Source organism: Virgibacillus sp. LDC1, assembly GCF_025792345.1.
Lineage (GTDB): Bacteria > Bacillota > Bacilli > Paenibacillales > Paenibacillaceae > Paenibacillus_AQ > Paenibacillus_AQ lautus.
In genome coordinates this window covers 198,212-218,738 of sequence record NZ_JAOXLZ010000001.1, presented here as the reverse complement: position 1 = coordinate 218,738, position 20,527 = coordinate 198,212, and the positions used below count along the sequence as shown (strand labels likewise).

At 51.1% G+C, this 20,527-nt stretch carries 19 protein-coding genes; 1 reads left to right on the top strand and 18 read right to left on the bottom strand.

Going from position 1 to position 20,527, the window contains the following annotated elements:
* Positions 1-45: 45 nt before the first annotated feature.
* The 17 genes from mtaB to gpr form a co-directional block, all read right to left on the bottom strand.
* Complete coding sequence (mtaB, locus tag OHJ21_RS01005) at positions 46-1,389, bottom strand: tRNA (N(6)-L-threonylcarbamoyladenosine(37)-C(2))-methylthiotransferase MtaB (protein ID WP_486019186.1); 1,344 nt, start codon at positions 1,387-1,389, stop codon at positions 46-48.
* 2 nt (positions 1,390-1,391) lie between these two features.
* Positions 1,392-2,162: an RsmE family RNA methyltransferase gene (locus tag OHJ21_RS01000; protein WP_486019185.1), complete on the bottom strand. Its 771-nt coding sequence runs from the start codon at positions 2,160-2,162 to the stop codon at positions 1,392-1,394.
* An 82-nt stretch (positions 2,163-2,244) separates the two neighbouring features.
* Complete coding sequence (locus OHJ21_RS00995) at positions 2,245-2,928, bottom strand: site-2 protease family protein (protein WP_486019184.1); 684 nt, start codon at positions 2,926-2,928, stop codon at positions 2,245-2,247.
* 2 nt (positions 2,929-2,930) lie between these two features.
* A complete protein-coding gene (prmA, locus tag OHJ21_RS00990) occupies positions 2,931-3,908 on the bottom strand; it encodes a 50S ribosomal protein L11 methyltransferase (protein ID WP_486019183.1) in 978 nt (325 codons plus the stop codon).
* Positions 3,909-4,203: 295 nt separating this feature from the next.
* The gene (locus OHJ21_RS00985; protein ID WP_100535899.1) at positions 4,204-4,404 is read right to left on the bottom strand and encodes a YfhD family protein; all 201 of its coding nucleotides are present in this window, start codon (positions 4,402-4,404) and stop codon (positions 4,204-4,206) included.
* A 51-nt stretch (positions 4,405-4,455) separates the two neighbouring features.
* Positions 4,456-4,827 (bottom strand): hypothetical protein, encoded by a 372-nt coding sequence (locus OHJ21_RS00980; protein WP_100535898.1) that lies wholly within the window; start codon positions 4,825-4,827, stop codon positions 4,456-4,458.
* Positions 4,828-5,059: 232 nt separating this feature from the next.
* Positions 5,060-6,178 carry a molecular chaperone DnaJ gene (gene dnaJ, locus OHJ21_RS00975; RefSeq protein ID WP_127592122.1) on the bottom strand — a complete coding sequence of 373 codons (1,119 nt, stop codon included), beginning with the start codon at positions 6,176-6,178 and terminating at the stop codon, positions 5,060-5,062.
* A gap of 93 nt (positions 6,179-6,271) precedes the next feature.
* The gene (gene dnaK / locus OHJ21_RS00970; protein ID WP_100535896.1) at positions 6,272-8,110 is read right to left on the bottom strand and encodes a molecular chaperone DnaK; all 1,839 of its coding nucleotides are present in this window, start codon (positions 8,108-8,110) and stop codon (positions 6,272-6,274) included.
* Positions 8,111-8,195: 85 nt separating this feature from the next.
* Positions 8,196-8,807 (bottom strand): nucleotide exchange factor GrpE, encoded by a 612-nt coding sequence (grpE, locus tag OHJ21_RS00965; protein ID WP_326117708.1) that lies wholly within the window; start codon positions 8,805-8,807, stop codon positions 8,196-8,198.
* Between the two features lie 63 nt (positions 8,808-8,870).
* A complete protein-coding gene (locus OHJ21_RS00960; RefSeq protein WP_486019182.1) occupies positions 8,871-10,412 on the bottom strand; it encodes a TCP-1/cpn60 chaperonin family protein in 1,542 nt (513 codons plus the stop codon).
* 13 nt (positions 10,413-10,425) lie between these two features.
* A complete protein-coding gene (gene hrcA, locus OHJ21_RS00955) occupies positions 10,426-11,460 on the bottom strand; it encodes a heat-inducible transcriptional repressor HrcA (RefSeq protein ID WP_100535893.1) in 1,035 nt (344 codons plus the stop codon).
* A 108-nt stretch (positions 11,461-11,568) separates the two neighbouring features.
* Positions 11,569-12,030, bottom strand: coding sequence for an N-acetyltransferase (locus tag OHJ21_RS00950; protein ID WP_100535892.1), 462 nt, complete (start codon positions 12,028-12,030; stop codon positions 11,569-11,571).
* Between the two features lie 75 nt (positions 12,031-12,105).
* Entirely contained in the window at positions 12,106-13,272 is a 1,167-nt protein-coding gene (hemW, locus tag OHJ21_RS00945) for a radical SAM family heme chaperone HemW (RefSeq protein WP_486019181.1), read from the bottom strand.
* 391 nt (positions 13,273-13,663) lie between these two features.
* Positions 13,664-15,481, bottom strand: coding sequence for a translation elongation factor 4 (lepA, locus tag OHJ21_RS00940; protein WP_100535890.1), 1,818 nt, complete (start codon positions 15,479-15,481; stop codon positions 13,664-13,666).
* An 88-nt stretch (positions 15,482-15,569) separates the two neighbouring features.
* A complete protein-coding gene (locus OHJ21_RS00935; protein WP_486019180.1) occupies positions 15,570-15,980 on the bottom strand; it encodes a hypothetical protein in 411 nt (136 codons plus the stop codon).
* A 56-nt stretch (positions 15,981-16,036) separates the two neighbouring features.
* Positions 16,037-17,413, bottom strand: a complete 1,377-nt coding sequence (locus OHJ21_RS00930; protein ID WP_486019179.1) for a stage II sporulation protein P — start codon at positions 17,411-17,413, stop codon at positions 16,037-16,039.
* A gap of 166 nt (positions 17,414-17,579) precedes the next feature.
* A complete protein-coding gene (gene gpr / locus OHJ21_RS00925) occupies positions 17,580-18,581 on the bottom strand; it encodes a GPR endopeptidase (protein WP_100535887.1) in 1,002 nt (333 codons plus the stop codon).
* A 162-nt stretch (positions 18,582-18,743) separates the two neighbouring features.
* Here gpr and rpsT point away from each other — a divergent pair, with 162 nt between their 5' ends.
* Complete coding sequence (gene rpsT, locus OHJ21_RS00920) at positions 18,744-19,016, top strand: 30S ribosomal protein S20 (protein ID WP_053489175.1); 273 nt, start codon at positions 18,744-18,746, stop codon at positions 19,014-19,016.
* Between the two features lie 236 nt (positions 19,017-19,252).
* Here the strand turns inward: rpsT and holA are convergent, their stop codons facing one another.
* Complete coding sequence (gene holA / locus OHJ21_RS00915) at positions 19,253-20,272, bottom strand: DNA polymerase III subunit delta (RefSeq protein WP_100535886.1); 1,020 nt, start codon at positions 20,270-20,272, stop codon at positions 19,253-19,255.
* Positions 20,273-20,527 lie beyond the last annotated feature (255 nt).

Here is a 20,527-nt window from a genome sequence, read left to right as displayed (position 1 = left end):
GTAGCCAGGAAATGAAATCCTTGTCTGGTATGGCCGCTATGGGAGTTACTGAGCAGCTGCCTTTAGTCCATGATCCATGACGCTTAGGAGTTCGCCCTCGCATTCATTTACACCGGCTTTGGTTACTTTTACACGGCACAGTTTGCCTTCGAGATCAGACGATCCGTTGAATACAAGCTGCAGATAATTATCGCTGTAACCCTGCATCTTTCCGCCCTGAGGGGCACCCTTGTACTCACGTTCCGGTATCACTTCCAGAATCTGACCCACAAAACGTTCAGCATAAGCAAGCTGCAGCTGCTCCGACAAGTCAATCAGATCATGGACGCGTGCATTCTTCACTTCCTCGTCCACCTGATCCTCCATCCGTGCTGCCGGCGTACCGGTACGCTTCGAATACGGGAATACATGCATTTCGGAGAACTGAATCGCCTTCATCAGGTCATAGCCGTTACGGAACATTTCATCGGTTTCGCCAGGGAAGCCAACGATAACGTCCGTCGTAATGCCCACATCGGGCATCGCTTGACGAATCAAGCCCATCTTGTTATAGAACTCTTCGGTTGTATATTTACGGTGCATCCGTTTCAATACCGTATCATCCCCCGCTTGCAGCGGAATATGAAGGTGGCGGCACATTTTACTGGAGCGGTTCAGCACATCCAGCATCTTCTCATCGATCTGGCTTGCTTCGATGGAGCTGATGCGGATCCGTTCCAAACCGTCTACCCGGTCAAGATCCCACAGCAAATCGGACAATCTGTAATCTTCAAGATCATCTCCGTATCCGCCTGTGTGGATTCCGGTCAGCACGATTTCCTTATAACCCGCTCCAACCAGCTGATGCGCCTGAGTGATGATGCTCTTCGGATCACGGCTGCGTGACAAACCGCGGGACCAAGGGATAATGCAGAACGTACAGAAGTTGTTGCAGCCGTCCTGGATTTTCAGAAATGCACGAGTGCGTTCAGCAAAATCCGGAACGTCCATTTCTTCAAATACCCGGGTCTTCATAATGTTGCGAACAGCATTAATCGGCTGGCGCGTCTTTTCAATATCATGGATGAAATCCATGATCTTATCGCGATCCTGGTTCCCGATGACAAGATCCACGCCCGGTATGTCCAGAATTTCTGCAGGCGAGGTTTGAGCGTAACAGCCCGTTACGGCCACGATGGCCTCGGGATTGCGGCGAACCGCGCGTCTGATCATCTGACGGCTCTTCTTGTCCCCTGTATTGGTAACGTGGCAGGTGTTAATCAAATAAACATCTGCGGTTTGTTCGAAGTCCACCTGGTCGTAGCCTTCATTTTTGAAGTATTGCCAGATGGCCTCGGTATCGTAAAAATTGACTTTGCAACCCAACGTATAAAACGCTACGGATGGCATGTTCAAACGCCCCCCATTTCTCCAGATTCGTATAGTGCGCAGGCAAGCGCCGTCATGCCGGCAGTCTCGCAGCGAAGGATCCGCCTTCCAAGTCCAACGGATACGGCTCCTGCATCTTCCGCCGCTCGGCATTCCTCTTCCGTAAAGCCGCCCTCGGGTCCAACGACCAGCAGCAAGCTGGCCTTCTCGGCCGACTCCGGCAGCGCCTGCTCTACAAAAGGCTTCAGCACGTCCCTCAGCTGGGAGCCATGCTCTTTTTCATAACAAAAATATACGGCATCATAGCCGGCAAATGCTGCAAGCAGATTTTTCCACGACAGAGGCTGTTCAATAGACGGTATCCGGTTACGATGCGCCTGTTCAGCCGCCTCCTTCGCAATCTTCCGCCAGCGCTCCAGCCGCTTCCCTTCCTTCTTGGCATCGTACTGAACAATCGTTCTGTCCGATAGGAAGGGCACAAAGGACACCGCTCCAATCTCGGTGCACTTTTGGATGACGGTCTCCATCTTGTCGCCTTTCGGCAAGCTCTGAGCGATGCTAACTTGCAGACGCGGTTCCTGCGTCATCTCCATGGGTTCAATTACAACGGCAGTGACACTGGCCGCTTCGATGCCTTCAATCTCCACCATGGCTTCGCGGGATACCCCATCGCTTACAATCAATTTATCACCAAGCCTGCCTCGCATGACCTTGGTAATATGACGGGCGTCGTCGCCCGTAATCTCAACACGGTCTCCCTCGAATTGTGCGGGAGTCACAAAATATCGCTGCATCTTTATCCTCACCTAACTCCAAAATCGCCAAACCCCATCATACAACTTTTCGTGCAAACTGACCAGAGAAAATCCGCACCTCTTACCTCCCGAACATCTTAATGAACAGATTCAAAAAGTCGATGGATAATGCATGCGCCGCATCATATAATGGCTTAATCGTATATCTCTGAAAGGTTGGCAGCAATATGATCAATAGGAATATAAGTATCGACCACTGCTCGAACTTCTGAATCCTCGCGCTTACGCGCGGAGGAAGCACATTCTCAAGAATCCGGTAGCCGTCAAGCGGTGGCAACGGAATAAGATTAAAGAGGCACAGAAAGAAATTGAGCAGTATAAAGGTATTGAAAAACAAATGGATCGCTTGATCTGTTTTGGTAACGCCGATCGGCTCGATCACACCGAACTGATAGAGGCCCGCATAGATCAGCGTTCCAAGTATACCTAACATGAGATTGCTCAGCGGGCCAACCGCCGCCACAATGATGCTCATACGGCGCGGGTTGCTGAAATTCTCACGATTGATCGGAACCGGCCGTGCCCAACCGAAACCTGCTATCAGCAAGAGAATAATCCCCAGAAAATCAAAGTGCACCGCCGGATTCAGCGTGACCCTGCCCAGCAGCTTAGCCGTTGGGTCTCCAAATTTATTCGCAAAATAGGCATGCGAGAACTCATGCACAGTAAAGGCAATAATTAAAGCAATCAGATAAAAAGGAAGTTGTTCCAGCGGATAAAATAACAGTTGATCCAAAAAATCCATAATCAGTTTTTCCTCGCTACGAACGCAACCCAATCATCCTCGCGGCAGATGTCGGCAATTTCGAAACCGGAGGCAATCAGCGCCTTCTCTACGATCTCTTCTTTGTTCTTGTAAATGCCCGAGGCAATATACGCGCCTCCCGGTTGAAGAGCCTGGTATACATCGTCTACAAACAACAGGATGACCTCAGCCAAAATGTTAGCTACTACAACTTGTACCGGCAGCGTCACGCCCAGATCCGATTGATTGGACGAATGGGTGAGTACCGATAGCAGATCACTTTCCTTCACCGTAATCCGATCTTCCAAGCCGTTAAGACGGGTGTTCTCCATTGCGCTGGATACGGCAACCGGGTCCAGATCGAGAGCCAGTATCCGTGAAGCTCCCAAATGCGCTGCGCCGATGGAGAGAATACCTGAGCCTGTCCCTACATCGATGACTTCCTCTCCGCCCTTGATCACCATCTCCAGTGTGCGCAGGCATAACGAAGTTGTCGGATGCGTTCCTGTGCCGAATGCCATGCCGGGGTCCAGCTCAATGATCGATTCTTGATCGGATTCCGGCGTGTACTCTTCCCATGTCGGCTTGATCGTTAACCGCTCGGACACGCGGATCGGCTTGAAATACTGCTTCCAGGCCGTTGCCCATTCATTCTCATCGACCGTCTTCATCTCATACTTGACTTCACCTGTATCAATCCCGAATTCCTTCAGTTCATTCACGCGCGGGGCAATCTCATCACGGATCGCTTCCAGGGTAACCGTCTCATCAAAGTAGCCTTTAATAACGGCTTGCCCTTCAGGAATATCGTTAAACGGAACGATCTCATCAAACCACTGTCCAAGGGATGTGTCCCGCTTCTTGTTCGTCGTACCGGATTCTTCAATCGAAACGCCGCCGGCTCCCGCCTCATGCAGGAAATTCGTAATCATCTCCACGGCTTCCTCCGTGGTATGTATCGTTAATTCATGCCATAACATGTGCTACTGTTCCTCCTCATTCATACATAAGTATTATTGTACTATATTGAGGACCCCGGATACAAAGTTTGTACTAAAATACCATGATGACTTTTCTTGCAAGTCGTTCGAATAAGAAAAACGCTATCGACGTACAATCTCAGAAGACAGACCGCATACGGCGGAAGATTTTCTTGCGAACGAACGATGGTAAGCCACCGATGTTTATACTTTCTTATCTCTTCAAAAAAAGCCCTGCTTACCACCTCTGTAACAAGTAGGTAAGAGGGCTCTTCGTAAGCTGTAACCATAACGATTAATCTACATTTTTACTGGTTTCATCGAGAATCTTCTTCAATTGGCGTTCATCCGCAGCCTCGCTTCTACGCAGCGCTTCCACATCATCGTGGTCGGCTGCCATTGCCGAGAATTCAACATCCTCCGCTTTGGCGGATTGCAGCGCAATCATCTTCTCGGTTTTGCTCGAGATCTTCCCTTTTTTTACGCGTCTCATCATGGGTGTTATTCTCCTTTCCGATATAAACACTCAGAGTTTGTGCCTGTAACCTCAAATCATGCCGCCGGATTCTTCGATTAACCGCATGGCTTGCGGGAAGACACCTTCGTCCAGTACAACCGTCAGCAAAATATCCCGGCCTTCGGTTCCGTCCTCCCCGGCGCGGCTCATCCCGCTGGCGGACGGGTCCGCCGCCCCGAGAATACCGGCCCCCGGGCCCGAAATATCCGCATTTAAGGTCAGTGTTGTTAAGCTTGCAATGTTGCCTGTCAACGGATTCATCGGATTGTTGAGCTCCCCGCCGGGATCGGCGCTAAACCGGTCGATGGACATATCCGCAACGCGCAGCGACTGTAATTTACGGGCTGCATGCTGGGCTTCTTCCGGACTTTTGAAATATGCCAAAATATTTTTCTCTGCCATTTCATATCACCTGCATTTCCTATTCAAGATTGCATCTTCCGAGATGGAACTACCCTAGGTTGCTTCATCGTCAAACGTTTTATTCTTGAGAAACGGGCCTGTTTAAGCTGACAGAACACCTAAAGGCACCCTTCCGTTCCCAGAAACAAAAAAACAGCAGGCCCAAGGTTGATTACCTTAAGCCTGCTGCTGTTCTTTAAGCTATGAGGGGGGTTAACCCCATAAGTTTGTATTAGTCACCGCGGAAAGCTTTTTTTACACGGTCAAAGAAAGACTGTTCCTGCTCATGGGTCTGTTCGCCATCAAGGGAAGCAAACTGACGAAGCAGCTCTTTCTGTTCATCACTCAGCTTGCTTGGCGTAACGACCACAACCTTGACGTGCTGGTCACCCTGTCCCATGCCGCGAAGCCGAGGTACCCCTTTGCCTTTCAAACGGAAGAAGGTCCCCGTCTGCGTGCCAGCCGGGATCTTCAGCTTCACTCTCTCCGTCAGCGTCGGGATCTCAATCTCGTCGCCAAGTGCAGCCTGCGCAAAGGTAAGCGGCACTTCACAATAAATGTCGTCCCCTTCGCGTTCGAAGAAATCATGCGGCTTCACGCGGATGACGATATACAAGTCACCGGCCGGACCGCCGCGGAAACCGCCTTCGCCTTCACCTGTCATGCGAAGCTGAGCTCCGTCGTCCACGCCGGCAGGCACGCGAACATGAATCTTGCGCTGCTTCTTCACTTTGCCGTTGCCGTTACAGGTCGAGCAGCGGTCTTTGATGATTTTCCCTGTTCCGTTACAGTTTGAGCAAGCACGGCGGTTTACCATGCGTCCAAACGGCGTATTTTGCACGACTTCTTGCTGCCCGCTGCCGTTACACACCGAACATGTATGCGGCTGCGTGCCCGGCTTCGCCCCGGAACCGTGACATGTATCACATGTCTCCGTTCTCGGAATGGTAATATCCGTTTCCTTACCGAATACTGCTTCCTTAAATTCAACCGTCATCGTATATTGCAGATCGTTCCCCCGCTGAGGCGCATTCGGATCACGGCGTCCATTGCCGCCAAAGAACATATCGAATATATCTCCAAAACCGCCGAAATCACCGGAGAAACCGCCTCCGCCCATGCCTTGGTTCGGATCGACATGACCGTACTGGTCATAACGCGCACGCTTCTGACCATCGCTCAATACGTCGTAAGCCTCTTTCACTTCCTTGAATTTGGCTTCCGCGTCAGCGGCTTTGTTCACGTCCGGATGATACTGGCGAGCCATTTTGCGGTACGCCTTCTTGATCTCATCGTCCGATGCATCCTTGCCGACACCGAGCACCTCATAATAATCACGCTTATCAGCCACGGTTTCACCCCAATCTCTTTATTACTCTTTTACATAAGGAAAGCCAAAGTGCGAAGATGCGCAGCTTTGACCTTCCCATACAATCTATTCAGATTAACCTTTGTTTTTATCTTCGTCAACAACCTCGTAATCTGCATCTACGACATTGTCTTTATTAGCAGCACCTGAGTCGGCGCCTTCAGCACCCTGCTGCTCTTGTGCTGCTTGCTCATACAGCTTCACGGACAGCTGCTGTACGATTTGAGTCAGCTCCTCTACCGAAGCGTTAATCTCTTCGAGGTTATCGGATTCAAGGGCCTTCTTCACTTTGTCTTTCGCTTCGTTCGCTTTTTCCACTTCGGAAGCGTCGACTTTGTCGCCCAGATCCTTGAGTGTTTTTTCGGTCGTGTATACGAGTTGGTCCGCATTGTTGCGAGCTTCTACCAGCTCTTTGCGTTTACGGTCTTCTTCGGCATGAAGCTCGGCGTCCTTCATCATTTGTTCAACTTCAGCATCGCTCAAGCCGCTGGAGGACGTGATCGTGATCTTCTGGCTCTTGCCTGTACCTTTATCCGTCGCCGAAACGTTTACGATCCCGTTCGCATCGATATCGAAGGTAACTTCGATTTGCGGCACGCCGCGTGGTGCTGGAGGAATGTCTCCAAGCATGAAGCGTCCCAGCGTTTTGTTGCCGGCAGCCATTTCGCGCTCACCTTGCAGCACGTGAATTTCAACGCTCGGCTGGTTATCGGCATACGTGGAGAATACTTGGGATTTGCTTGTCGGAATCGTGGTGTTGCGGTCGATCATTTTGGTGAATACGCCGCCTGCTGTCTCGATACCGAGGGACAACGGAGTTACGTCGAGCAATACGACGTCTTTAACGTCACCTGTCAATACGCCGGCTTGAACAGCTGCTCCAAGAGCAACCACTTCGTCAGGGTTTACGCCTTTGTGAGGCTCTTTGCCTGTCAATTTCTTAATCGCTTCCTGTACGGCAGGAATACGAGTGGAACCGCCGACAAGGACGATTTTATGAATATCGTTAGCTGTCAAACCTGCATCGCTAAGCGCTTGACGAGTCGGGCCAAGCGTACGCTCTACAAGGGAAGCAGACAATTCTTCGAATTTAGCACGAGTCAGGTTGATCTCAAGGTGCTGAGGCACGCCGTCAGCAACCGTGATGAACGGCAGCGAAATCGTAGTTGTCAGTACGCCGGACAATTCCTTTTTCGCTTTTTCCGCAGCGTCTTTCAGACGTTGGACGGCTGCCTTGTCTTTGCTGAGATCGATGCCTTGCTCTTTCTTGAATTCGGCTACCAGGTAGTCAATGATCACTTGGTCAAAGTCGTCGCCGCCAAGCTGGTTGTCCCCGCTGGTTGCTTTTACTTCGAAGAAACCATCGCCCAATTCCAGAATGGAAACGTCGAATGTACCGCCGCCAAGGTCATATACCAGGATGGTTTGGTCTTCGGATTTCTCCATGCCGTAAGCCAATGCAGCAGCAGTTGGCTCGTTGACGATACGGAGAACCTCAAGACCTGCGATTTTACCGGCATCCTTGGTCGCTTGACGCTGGCTGTCATTAAAGTATGCAGGAACCGTAATAACCGCCTGGGTTACAGGTTGGCCCAGGTAAGCTTCCGCATCGGATTTCAGCTTCTGCAGAATGATGGCAGAGATTTCTTGCGGCGTGTAGTCTTTGCCGTCGATCGTTTCTTTGTGATTTGTACCCATATGACGCTTAATGGAGATAATGGTGCGATCCGGGTTGGTGATCGCTTGACGCTTCGCTGTATCCCCAACGATACGCTCGCCGTCTTTCTTAAATCCGACAACGGATGGAGTCGTACGAGCACCCTCCGGATTCGGAATAACTACTGCTTCCCCACCCTCCATTACGGCTACGCAGGAGTTGGTTGTTCCTAAGTCGATACCAATAACTTTGCTCATGTAAAATTTTCCTCCTTATTCATTCACGCGAATCCTCGCATGATCTTCATCAATTTTTATATGATAAACGACTATCGAAAGTCGCTTACATGCTCACTTTAACCATCGCAGGTCTTAATACTTTATCTTTTAGCATATACCCCTTCTGCACTTCCTCAACCACGATGCCTTCCTCGTATTCATCGCTTTCCACCTGCATGATCGCTTGGTGATACTCCGGATTGAATGGCTCGCCTACGCTCTTCATTGCCGTCAAGCCTTCGGTAGCGAGGACCGATTCCAACTGGCGGAAGATCATGCTGACTCCCTTGGAGAAGGATTCAAACTCCGGATTCTCCTCGGATGCCTGAAGGGCACGCTCAAAGTTGTCGATGACAGGCAGAAGCTCCGTAATCAGTTTGGAGGAAGCATATTTGCCCAGATCTTCTTTCTCCTTCTGGGTGCGACGACGGAAGTTATCGAAATCCGCTTGTACTCGCAGGGTACGCTGCTGGTGCTCCAGCACCTCGGCCTGAAGCTTCTCAAGCTCGGCTGATCCGGCTTCATCAGCCGAATCCGTTACAGGAATCTCCTGTTCGGGATTTACGGCTTCCTCCGCAGACCCGCTCTCACCCGAGTTTGGCGTGTTTTCGAAAGTTTCTTCCATCGTTTCTTCTGTAACTGTATCTTGAACGGCATCCTTATGCTCATTATTCAAGACGCCTTCACCTCCTTCATATTATAAAACAGACTGTCTGTGATTCATTTTATCCTTTAAGCGTTATTCGCCTATTTCTTTCATCTTGATCACGTGGTGAATCCGCAGCACGGCTGCGGCAACTTCGCCGGCTGCCCGCAGGCCGTGAAGTTTGACCGGAGCCGGATCCAGCACGCCCAGCTCCTCATAATCCACAACCCGGCCGCTGTCGCAATCAATGCCCATGCAATCCGAGTCTGCACGGATTTGCGCTGCTCGAACTTCTTCCATCTTCTCGAGCGGATTGTATCCGGCATTGAGAAGTATCTGCGACATCGGCTTGCGCAGCGCCGCCGAAACGGCTTCCATGCCGAAGGCTTCCATGCCTTTCTGAGCCTCCCGGATTCGTTCCAACTCGTAGGACACCGCGAGTTCGCTTGTCCCGCCGCCCGGAAGGACACCGCCGGAAACGGCAGCCTGCAGTGCCGAGGCCGCATCTCCCGCAATTCGGGCCGCCTCGCCTACTACTTCCGAAGTGCTTGCCCCAACAATGACCGTCACGATACGGTCCCGGTCTTGGCTGCCGCTGGCCAGCCTGATTTTCTCGATGCCTTCATCATAAGCGACACGCGGGGTATCACCCAGAAGGGCCGCAAGCTCCTTCGAGTCTTTATGTAACGCCTTGCGGCGTACGGGAGTAGCTCCCGTCATATCGCTTACCCGGCGAAGATCCGCACGTGACACGCGCGGCACAACCATCATGCCGTGATCCAGGCAAAACTGCTCCGCATCCGGATGGATGCCTTTTTCAAGCAGGATGAGTTTTACGGACAGTTCGGCCAATCTCTCTAAATCGGAAGCGAACACTTTTCGGAGGTCCATATACTGCGCAAATCCGGCTTCGGTTGTGAGCGCCTCTTCATCCATCTCATCCGGCTCCAGGGAATCAAACAGCACCAACACTTTTGCATCGTCATAAGACTTGGACTCGCGGGCGAAGATCGGCCGCTGCCGGAGCAGCACCCCCTCGAACACTTCATTCTCGGCATTCTCCAGGGCAATTATACTGTCTGCAAGCGAGTAGGATGGGTCCTGAAGACGGGTGATTCCGGCTTTCCGCGCGGCTTGCATAATCAGCTCCACGATGTCCTTCCGTTCCCGCCCCGCAACGTACACCGTCCGTTCCAGAAGCGGATCATCCAATCCGTCAATCTGCCGAACCCGTTTGGTTAAGAGCTGCATCGACTTCTCAATTCCCTGACGCAGTCCTTCCACCACCTTGGAAGCAGGCACCCCGCGGGTTATGCGGGAGACTCCTTCCTGCACAAGTGCGCCTGCAAGCACGGTAGCGGTTGTGGTTCCGTCGCCGATTTTCTCCTGCTGCGCTCGTGCCACCTGAATGAGAAGGCGCGCTGCCGGGTGGGTGACATCCATTTTATCCAGAATCGTCACCCCATCATTGGTAATGACCACTTCGCCGCGGGGACCCACCAGCATCACGTCGAGCCCCTTGGGACCAAGCGTGCCTTCTACAGCGGACGTGACGGCCCGGACGGCATTACTGTTGTTCAACAGCGTAGAATAACGTTCATCTCCGTCCACTTGGCTATGTTGTCCTTGGCTCATCTGTCTCACTCCTTTATTTGTACCAGTGTGACAGCAGCTTCGTCAGGTCATGGGATAACACATTCAAGATGCCGATCACCCGTGCATATTCCATTCTTGTAGGACCGAGAATGCCAATCGAACCTAGCGCTTTTCCGTCGATCGAATAAGTCGCAGTGATCAAACTGCAATTGGAAATCGCTTCATGCGTATTCTCCGTACCGATCTTCACCTGGACACCATGCTCACCGGGAGCAGGGGCCATGAGCTTCATCAGCGCGGGTGTCTGCTCCAGAAGCTCGAAAATTTCCCTTACCTTATCAACATCCTTGAACTCCGGCTGATTCAGCATGTGGGTCGTGCCGCTGAGATATACGCCGCGATGGTCTGGTTCATTGTTGAGGGCGATATCCAGCATACTCATGAGATCTTCATAATGTGAAATATGCCGCTGCATTTCCTCACCAATCTCCGTATACAAACGGGTCTTGAGTTTATATAGAGGCACATTGACCAGCTTCTTGTTCAGAAGATTTACCACTTGCTCCAGATCCGAAACGGATACACCCTGCGGAATCGAAACAATCTTGTTCTCGACTTGCCCTGTGCTGGTTACGATGATGGCTACCGCTTGATCCTCATGAAGAGGAAGAAGCTGGAAGTGACGCAAAGACGTATGAAAAACTTCCGGTCCCAGCAGGATGGAAGTGTAATTAGTCATCTGAGACAGAATGCCGGCTGTATGCTGTATCATCTGCTCCATCACGTTCAGCTTCTCTGCAAAAAAGGATTTCATCATATGCAGTTCCGCAGGGTTCAAGGAAAACGACGACGTGAGATGATCAACATAATAACGATATCCTTTATGTGACGGAATTCGTCCAGCTGATGTATGAGGCTGCTCCAGAAAGCCGAGTTCCTCCAGATCAGCCATCTCGTTACGAATGGTTGCCGGACTGTATCCGACATCCCCGCGTTTGGAAATGCTTCTTGAACCAACCGGTTCGGCAGAACGGATATAGTCATCCACAATGGCATTCAAAATCATGCGTTGACGATCTGTTAACATGTCGCTCCCCTCCTTGCTGACTGCTTATTTTCACTTTCGTTAGCACTCATCGCCATCGAGTGCTAACCGATATAACAAAAATACCAAACCGACCTGAGGATTGTCAAGTCAGTTCAGTACTTTAAGAACAGCTATTTCGTCACATGCATGCTGCTTCTTGCAGTGAATGCAGTCGGTCCATACTTTCTCCGGAAAAATCTCCTTCTCCACGACGGCAAAGCCGTTTTTGATGAAAAAGGATACCTCATACGTCAAGGCCATCACTTTCGGAAGCTCACGACGTTTCGCTTCTTCCAGAAGGGAGTCCACCAGCATGGAGCCGATTCCTTGCCCTTTATACCCATCAGAGATACCGAGTGAACGAATCTCCACCAGATCATTTCCCAGCTGACACAACGAACCGCAGCCGATCACGTTCCCTTCGGATTCGGCTACAACGAATTCCCCGATTTGTTTCTCCAGCACTTTTTTGGACCGGGGCAGCATAATCCCCTTTTCCGCATAACCCTGAATCATCTGATACAGCGGCTCGACATCCTCTAACTTCGCCTTTCTGCATACCGCCGACATGGTGTCCGTCTCCCCTTTACACGCTCCGTCATGTTATGAATAAATATACAACAGAGCGCATATAAGTTCAATAGATTAATTTGCTGACAAGCTGCCTATAAATTCGGCGAACACATCGTTGCCAAACAAAATGCCTTTACTGCTCAGTTTATATCCGTCATCAGTGGAGTCGAGAAGTCCCGCACCTACCATTTTATTCAGCGGGCCGGCAAATACTTCTTCCATGGAAGTCCCGAATTGCTGCCGGAATCGGCTGCGCGAGACGCCATCCAGCACTCGGAGTCCAACCATGAGGAAATCCTCCATCGCTTCTTCCCTTGATATCTCAAAGCTCTCCAATCGCGGAAGTCCTTGATTCGCTGCTTCATTATATGGGTTGACGCCTTTAATGTTCACATGGCGCTGACGACCGACGTATCCGTGCGCTCCCGCGCCCAAGCCATAATAATCCTCGTTGCGCCAGTACGTCATATTATGCCGGCTCTCAAAGCCGGGTTTGGCAAAATTACTGATCTCATACTGTTTATATCCGGCAGCCTTCATCCGCTCCATTAATAGAAGATACATATTCAGCTCGTCCTCCTCATCCGGAAGCGGCAGCTGGTTTCGCTGGTACATCGTATGGAACAGCGTATTTTCTTCAACCTTCAAGCTGTAGATTGAATAATGCGGGAGTCCAAGCTCTAGCGCCTTATCCACGCTTTCCGCAAGCATGTCCAGCGTTTGGTTCGGGAGCCCGAACATCAAATCGATGGACATGTTATCAAAGCCTGCCGTTCTCGCGTTCTCGAGACTTCGATACACATCATCCGTATCGTGAATCCGGCCGATGCCGGTCAGCAAGCTGTTCTGGAAGGCCTGCACCCCGAAGCTGATCCGGTTCACGCCGCCTTCGCGCATGACGGACAGTTTCTCCAAATCCGTGGTGCCGGGATTCGCTTCCATCGAAAATTCAATACGATCGGACCATTCCGGAAAATGGCGCTTCACACTCTGCAGGAAGTATTCCATTTCATTTGGCTTCAGCACCGTAGGGGTCCCGCCGCCTACAAAAATGCTTTTGATTCGTCCCGGCGGGTTGGCCTGAACGGTCAGCTCCATCTCCTTATCCAGCGCCCGCAGATAATCCATCACCGGCTGATCCTTCAATACATAGGAATTGAAGTCGCAGTAAAAACATTTATTGGTACAAAACGGAATGTGAATGTACACCGCTTCCGTCCGTTGATCGTTTGCCGTCATTCTTTTCTTGCCCCCTCATGTACACCTCTAGCATGACTTACTTTAAGTGCGAGTTCAAAAAGTCAGGTTTTCAGCACCGAGAAGGTTGGATGAAGCTAGGGACTGAGGAGCGGAGCGTAGGCAAAACCTACGTGAGCACCGGAAGGCCCGGCTGAATTCAATATTCGATGTCGATTTAGCTTCATGTGCTGCTTCGTGATCAAAAGATGACTTTTTGAACAACCTCTTTAAGTAACTTCTCAGAAGTTCCTTCTCTACTATAACGCGATGCCTCTTGGAATGAAAGAAAGGAAAGCCGAGAATCGGCTTTCCCCATCATTTACTTCATCAGACTATATCCGTAGGACCAGCCCAGCCCGTTACCTCGCAGGCCTGCCATTCCTAGGCAAAATTACTTGTCGTCGATTTTCAGTACCGCCATGAAGGCTTCCTGCGGCACTTCCACGCTGCCGACTTGCTTCATCCGCTTCTTACCTTCCTTCTGCTTCTCAAGGAGTTTCCGTTTACGGGAGATGTCACCGCCGTAACATTTGGCAAGAACGTTTTTTCGCATCGCTTTAACCGTTTCACGGGCCACAACCTTGGTACCGACAGAAGCTTGAATCGGCACCTCGAACATTTGACGAGGAATCAGCTCGCGCAGCTTCTCGCAAATCGCCCGGCCGCGGTGGTATGCACGGTCCTTATGCACAATAAAGGACAAGGCATCCACTTGCTCGGCATTGAGCAAAATATCCATTTTGACCAGGTTGGATCGACGGTACCCGGACAGCTCGTAGTCAAACGAAGCATATCCTTTGGTGCTCGACTTCAACTGGTCGAAGAAATCATACACGATTTCCGACAACGGAATTTCATAGGTAATGGTAACGCGCGTTGTGTCCAGGTATTCCATATTTACGAATTCGCCGCGTTTATTTTGGCAGAGTTCCATGATCGCTCCGACGTAATCGTTCGGAACGATAATGCCTGCTTTAACATAAGGCTCTTCGACATAATCGACCTTGCCGACCTCAGGATAATGGGACGGGTTATCGATCTGGATCTGCTCCCCGTTCGTCAGCGTAATGCGGTAAATCACGCTCGGCGCCGTTGTAATCAGCGGTATATTAAACTCGCGTTCAATCCGCTCCTGAATGACATCCATGTGCAGCAGGCCCAGGAATCCGCAACGGAAACCGAATCCGAGCGCGCTGGATGTCTCCGGCTCGAAGCTTAGCGATGCATCATTAAGCTGCAGCTTCTCGAGCGCCTCGCGCAGATCATTGTAGTCTGACGTTTCGATTGGATACAGACCGCAGAATACCATCGGGTTGATTTTGCGGTAACCCGGGAGCGGCTGGGCCGTCGGACGCTTGGCATCCGTTACCGTATCGCCGACCTGCGTATCGCCAACGCTCTTGATGCCAGCCACGATGAAACCGACATCTCCGACGTTAAGCTCGTCCACGATGGACATGCGCGGCTTAAACGCCCCCACCTCAATGACCTCGAAGGTTTTGCCGGTGGCCATCATCTTGATCTTGGAGCCGGCTTTAATACTTCCGTCAATAACGCGCACATATACGATGACACCTTTATAAGGATCATAATGGGAGTCGAAAATCAGCGCTTTCAACGGTTCTTCCGAATCGCCTGTTGGCGCAGGCACTTTCTGAACCACCTGCTCCAGAATTTCCTTGATTCCGATACCCGCCTTGGCAGAAGCTAATACCGCATCGCTGGCATCCAGTCCGATGACATCCTCAACCTCCTGCTTCACCCGCTCGGGATCGGCGCTTGGCAGGTCAATTTTGTTAATGACGGGCAGAATTTCAAGATTGTTATCCAGTGCCAAATATACGTTGGCCAATGTCTGCGCTTCAATTCCCTGTGCAGCATCCACTACGAGCAGCGCGCCTTCACAAGCGGCCAGGCTTCGGGATACCTCATACGTAAAGTCGACGTGCCCTGGAGTATCAATCAGGTTCAATATATACTCCTCGCCGTCATCGGATTTGTAATTCAGGCGAACGGCCTGCAATTTGATGGTAATCCCGCGCTCTCTCTCCAGATCCATCTGATCCAGTACCTGCTCTTGCATTTCACGCGAAGTTAATGCCCCCGTAAATTCCAAGATACGGTCAGCAAGCGTCGATTTCCCATGGTCTATATGTGCAATGATACAGAAATTACGAATTTTTTGTTGTCTAACTTGTACGTCTGTCATGCCTAACCCCCAACAACCACCAGATGTTTGAATCAACTTATTATACCAGTTGAGGGGATGCACAGCAATGCTGAGAATAAAGGTGAATTTATTCCGTGATCGATCCGAACATCGACACGACCCAGCGTATGCTTTTGTCAGACAGCTGCTGGAGCAGTCCTGCCGTCTTGTCGGCAAGCACATCGGCAGGCGGCTGCGAGCGTTCGGGAAGCAGGATGTCGCTAGGCATAGGCTCATATTCGGGCAGTGTCTTACGGGCGTCTTGTTCTAGAACAGTGGACTCTGATACGGGAGGGTTCTTGCGTGTCCCTCCCCATCCATTCCCTTGGGCAGCCCCGCCTTGCGGATCCTGAATATGGTCTTGCTGCACAGTTTGTACGGCTCCGGTACCGTCTCCCGGTACTGGTGCCTTTGCCCCGCCAAGCTGCATGCCGACCAATATGCCGATGCCTGTCCATATGATAAGAGCCACCAACCGTTTTCCCATTCTTGACATCACTGAGTCCCTCCCCGATTTACCCGTTCACGCTTGCTCCAGCAGTTGCCGCCGGGCTGTTAACCTGCTTTGGCTGCTTGATCCTCCGTACCTTTTTTGCTTCCGCCTTTGTGTGCCGCCGAAACGGACTGCTTCTTCGTTTGATCATCGTCTTTTTTCACGCTGGCTTTTTCCGCCTCTTGTTCCTGCCAGTACACATCTGCAATGATGTCCGCCAACGCTTCAGCCGTCCGCTGCAATTCTTCCTTCGTATTATCGATGCCGCCGATTTCAATCAGGATGCTGTTCGGTGACAGGGATTGATTATATTCCCCGTTCCCTTGATCCGCCGATTTGCCCCACACGCCCCGGGATACCCCGGGATAGGACTGTTCCAGCTTGGCATTGATTTTGCTTGCAAACGCCTCGTTCTGTCTCCAGTTCTCGTTCGCATGTCCGATGATGAAGTAAACCTTGGCGTAGTTAACGCCGTTGACGGTTGCCGTCGTTTTTTTATAGCGCTGCGAATCCCGATGGATATCAATCAGGTAATGAATGCCGTCGTTCTGGGACATGGCCTCCATGACCATCTGGCGCGAGTATTTATAAGAAAAGTTGTAATTGTACCCTTCGATGGTAGATTGGTAGTCGCTTTTATCATGCAGGGTGCCAATTCCGTTTGCTTCAAGTCTTTTACTCAGAAAGCTGCCTACCAGCATGACGTTTTTACTCGGGGATACAGCCCCCGGATTGTCAGATGGATGCGATAGCAGCGGGTTATATGCTTCCTGTGGGTGAGAATGATAGATGAGAACGGCTTTCTTTCCATTCGTGGACTTTCCGTACTTAGATGTGTTTCCAGGCTCATTCTTACTGCCCGGCTCGTCCTCCGTTCCCTGATCCGGGGCATCCTCGCCATTGCCTTCATTGCCGATATCTCCCTGATCACCTTGCGGCGGCTCTTCCCCGGCATCGGCAGGATCGCCTTCCGCCTGCCCCTCCGCTGGATCCGGCCGGTAATCCGCCGGTGCCTCCCCATCCTCGTTACCGGAGCCGTGAGACAGCTGTACCGGTTGGTTTGCCTTCATGCCTGGCAGTTCTCCCGCAAGAAGGCTTTTCGGGTCCCTGGGGTTCACGCTCGTAAGCAGTTCAAAGACGAAGGTCGACATTTTCTCGCCGGAGAAGCTTGAGGTCTCTTTGGAAGCCGTCATATGCGGCATCTCCATGCCGATCATATCGATGAAAAAATGGCTGGATAACGAAGCCGCCAATCCTTTCATTGACGATACGGGCGAGGAATTCATCCGCTGTTCCGCCATCCCTCCGAGCCCTAGCAAAATAAAAAATATAAGAGAGCCTAGCATCAATATAACGAGCGTTCGACCCATGCTCAGACCTTCCATAACCTTTCGTTTCAGTCTGGCAATATTCCAGATGCGAAACTTGCGATTGTTCATAACGATGTCCTCCTCGGTTCGCCGGGAGCTATAACGGCCATCATTCCGCCGTTCCCGCGACTTTCGTAATCTCTTATATTTCAAATCTATGAACCGGGGAGAATCGATAGAACTAGATCCATGAAAAATATAAAAGCTCCGATAGATTCGGAGCTTTTATACCGGGTTAGTGAGTGTACGCACCTACATTGCCTGGATCCACAGCCTCATGCAGCGCTGCGTTCAGGCCGGTTGCCACGATGTTGGCGATGTCCTCTATAAATTCGTCAATCTCCTTGGGCGTTACGATAAGGTCATGGCCCAGCGGCTCCAGAACTTCCTTCACCAGCGCCAGGCGGTCACCTTCAGGTATATCATGGAGCATGCCCATAATTTTGCCCGTCTCCGGCGCGCCTTCGCCAAAATGGGATTTCATGAGCTCAATCGCGTTATTAACGATGGTGGAAGCATAGCAGACGGTCGGAACTCCGATCGCAATGCAGGGGACCCCGAGAATCTCCTGCGTTAATCCCTTGCGCTTATTGCCGACGCCAGAGCCGGGGTGGATTCCGATATCCGCAATCTGGATGGTCGTATTCACCCGCTCCAGCGAACGCGAAGCTAGAGCGTCAATGGCGATGATCAGCTCAGGACGGATTTGTTCCACAATGCCTTGAACCGTTTCGCTTGATTCAATCCCTGTCAGACCGAGCACGCCTGGCGCTACGGCACTGACCTGACGATAGCCTGGCGCCACGCGATCCGGCATCAACTCGAAATACTGACGGGTGACCATCACGTTCTCCACCACAAGCGGTCCCAGGGAATCCGGCGTCACGTTCCAGTTCCCGAGCCCGACAATGAGCACGCTTGCCTTGGGTCCGATCCCGATCCGGGACATGAATGCCTCAAACTCACGGGCGAAGACAACAGACACTTGATCCTGAAGCCCCGTATCACCCTTGCGAAGATCGGGCACCTCCAACGTGACATAATGGCCCTTTACTCTTCCGATTTGCTTAGAGGCCGCATCGTTCTCCACGTCCAGCCTTGTAATCTTGATTCCGTCCTCCTGCACCACATCCTCCATTACACCAGGAATGGGCGCACTCCCTTTGCCTCCCGCCAGTTCTCTTGATTCCACCGCCAGGTCCGTTCGGACCGAATATTTTTGCAGATCCAGATCCATATAAATTCACACTCCTCCTCATATTGCTAGTAGTGTGCGAGAGTAGGGGAGAGATTATGCAGAAGTCCGAATGAGTATTGCTTTTTGTCCACCCCCATGCTAAAATATTTTAAGTTGTGAATCATTTCGCTCTATTGAAATGCCTTACAGGAGGTGAATGTAATGCCAAACATCAAATCCGCGATTAAACGTGTAAAGACAAGTGACAAACGCCACGCGCTTAACATTTCTCAAAAATCCGCGCTTCGCACAGCTGTTAAAACTGCTGACGTAGCGTTGAACGGTACAGAAATCGAAGCTGCTAAAGTTGCTTTCCAAGCTGCTTCCAAGAAGCTTGATAAAGCCGTTACGAAGGGCCTGATCCATAAGAACGCAGCTGCCCGCAAGAAGTCCCGTCTGGCGAAAAGACTGAACGCTCTTACGTCCCAGGCGTAAGTAACGTTTGTTGAATACGACATGGAAAAAGCCCTGAACAGTTCACGCTGCTCAGGGCTTTTTGTGGTATGTTGATCGACGTACTCTTCTCGGTAGACAACCGCATATAGCGGATTTTTCTCTTGCGAGATCAAGTTGGTAAGCCTCTGAAGTACATACTTTCTGATCTCCAGAGAAAAAGAGCGTACGACTGCTCCCGCGGCCATACGCTCTTAACTTGTTGCGGATATGTTATGTTAAGCCCCAAGCCGCAGCAGAAACAATTCAATCCCCAGCACCTTATCCACAGCCCCCGTCTTCATCTGGTAATCCAGATTCGCCAGGTGGTTCAGTATGCCTTCAAGGCGCGCCGTCTCAAACTTGCGGGCTTGCTCGCCCGCAATCTTCACCGCATAGGGATGCAATCCGATCTGGGAAGCAATTTGCTGCTGCGAGTAGCTCTGGGTAGATAGAGTCTTCACCTGCAGAATAATCCGAAACTGTCTGGTAATCAGCGCCGCAATCTTGATCGGCTCCTCGCGCTGCTTCAGCAGCTCGTAATAGATGCCGAGTGCCTTGTCCAATCGGAGATTCGCAATATCCTCTACTAGCGCAAACACATTCTGTTCCGTGCTGCGCGCCACCAGCATATCCACGGTTGCGACATCAATCGCTCCGCCAGCACCGGCATATAAACACAGCTTTTCGATCTCGCCTGACAAGGCCTGAAGACTGGTTCCCGCATTTCGCACGATCGCCTCTGCCGCACCTTCCCGCAGCGTGCAGTCACTTTTCTTCACCTGCTTGTCCACCCAACGAATCAAATCCTCTCCGCCCAAAGGCATGAAGGACAATGCAACCCCTGATTTCTTGACTGCCTTGACTACCTTTTTGCGTTCATCCAGCTTTTCTTGTCCAACCATAAAGACAATCACGCTATAATCAGCAGGATTGGTCAAATAATCCAGCAAAGCCTCTGGACGATGATCCACTTTCCCGTTATCTTTTGCTGCGGTAAAAAATGCCGTATCCCTCACCATGATCAGTTTTTTCTGAACCATAAAAGGAACCGTCTCCGCTTCTTCAATAACCGTTTGAATCGGAACTTCCCCTAAATCCATATGAACAAGGGCAAAATCACGGTCTTCTTTCGGGATCAGCTGGGCTTCCAGAAATTCGGCGAATTCCTTCATTTGAAATTTCTCGCTGCCATACAACAAATAGACGGCAGACACATCTCCCTGCTTAACCGCCTTGGCCGCCGCTTTGGCATCCATCGGCGTCCCCCCCTTTCTACTCTGTACACTATACCAAAAAAGAGTGCCTGAATGCGATAGACGACAAGCATAAAAATGACATCGCCCATACGAAAACAAAGAGACCTCGGCTTTTGGCAGCGGCAAGGTCCCTTCGTCCCAACACATCTATATAAACGCCGGCAAGTATGCTCTAGAAACACCTCGCCGCCGGTCATACGACGGTAGTTGGTATCATGCTCTCTCTAATATATAGTGTATTCATATCTCCCGGCA

Coding starts and splice junctions, on each gene's coding strand:
- holA (WP_100535886.1), bottom strand. CDS start 20,272: ATGGATGCCAAAGCGGCGGCCAAGGCGGTTAAGCAGGGAGATGTGTCT.
- OHJ21_RS00995 (WP_486019184.1), bottom strand. CDS start 2,928: ATGGATTTTTTGGATCAACTGTTATTTTATCCGCTGGAACAACTTCCT.
- rpsT (WP_053489175.1), top strand. CDS start 18,744: ATGCCAAACATCAAATCCGCGATTAAACGTGTAAAGACAAGTGACAAA.
- OHJ21_RS00960 (WP_486019182.1), bottom strand. CDS start 10,412: ATGAGCCAAGGACAACATAGCCAAGTGGACGGAGATGAACGTTATTCT.
- prmA (WP_486019183.1), bottom strand. CDS start 3,908: ATGTTATGGCATGAATTAACGATACATACCACGGAGGAAGCCGTGGAG.
- OHJ21_RS00985 (WP_100535899.1), bottom strand. CDS start 4,404: ATGATGAGACGCGTAAAAAAAGGGAAGATCTCGAGCAAAACCGAGAAG.
- OHJ21_RS01000 (WP_486019185.1), bottom strand. CDS start 2,162: ATGCAGCGATATTTTGTGACTCCCGCACAATTCGAGGGAGACCGTGTT.
- mtaB (WP_486019186.1), bottom strand. CDS start 1,389: ATGCCATCCGTAGCGTTTTATACGTTGGGTTGCAAAGTCAATTTTTAC.
- OHJ21_RS00980 (WP_100535898.1), bottom strand. CDS start 4,827: ATGGCAGAGAAAAATATTTTGGCATATTTCAAAAGTCCGGAAGAAGCC.
- OHJ21_RS00950 (WP_100535892.1), bottom strand. CDS start 12,030: ATGTCGGCGGTATGCAGAAAGGCGAAGTTAGAGGATGTCGAGCCGCTG.
- OHJ21_RS00930 (WP_486019179.1), bottom strand. CDS start 17,413: ATGAACAATCGCAAGTTTCGCATCTGGAATATTGCCAGACTGAAACGA.
- dnaK (WP_100535896.1), bottom strand. CDS start 8,110: ATGAGCAAAGTTATTGGTATCGACTTAGGAACAACCAACTCCTGCGTA.
- hemW (WP_486019181.1), bottom strand. CDS start 13,272: ATGACGGCAAACGATCAACGGACGGAAGCGGTGTACATTCACATTCCG.
- hrcA (WP_100535893.1), bottom strand. CDS start 11,460: ATGTTAACAGATCGTCAACGCATGATTTTGAATGCCATTGTGGATGAC.
- lepA (WP_100535890.1), bottom strand. CDS start 15,481: ATGACAGACGTACAAGTTAGACAACAAAAAATTCGTAATTTCTGTATC.
- gpr (WP_100535887.1), bottom strand. CDS start 18,581: ATGGATCTGGATCTGCAAAAATATTCGGTCCGAACGGACCTGGCGGTG.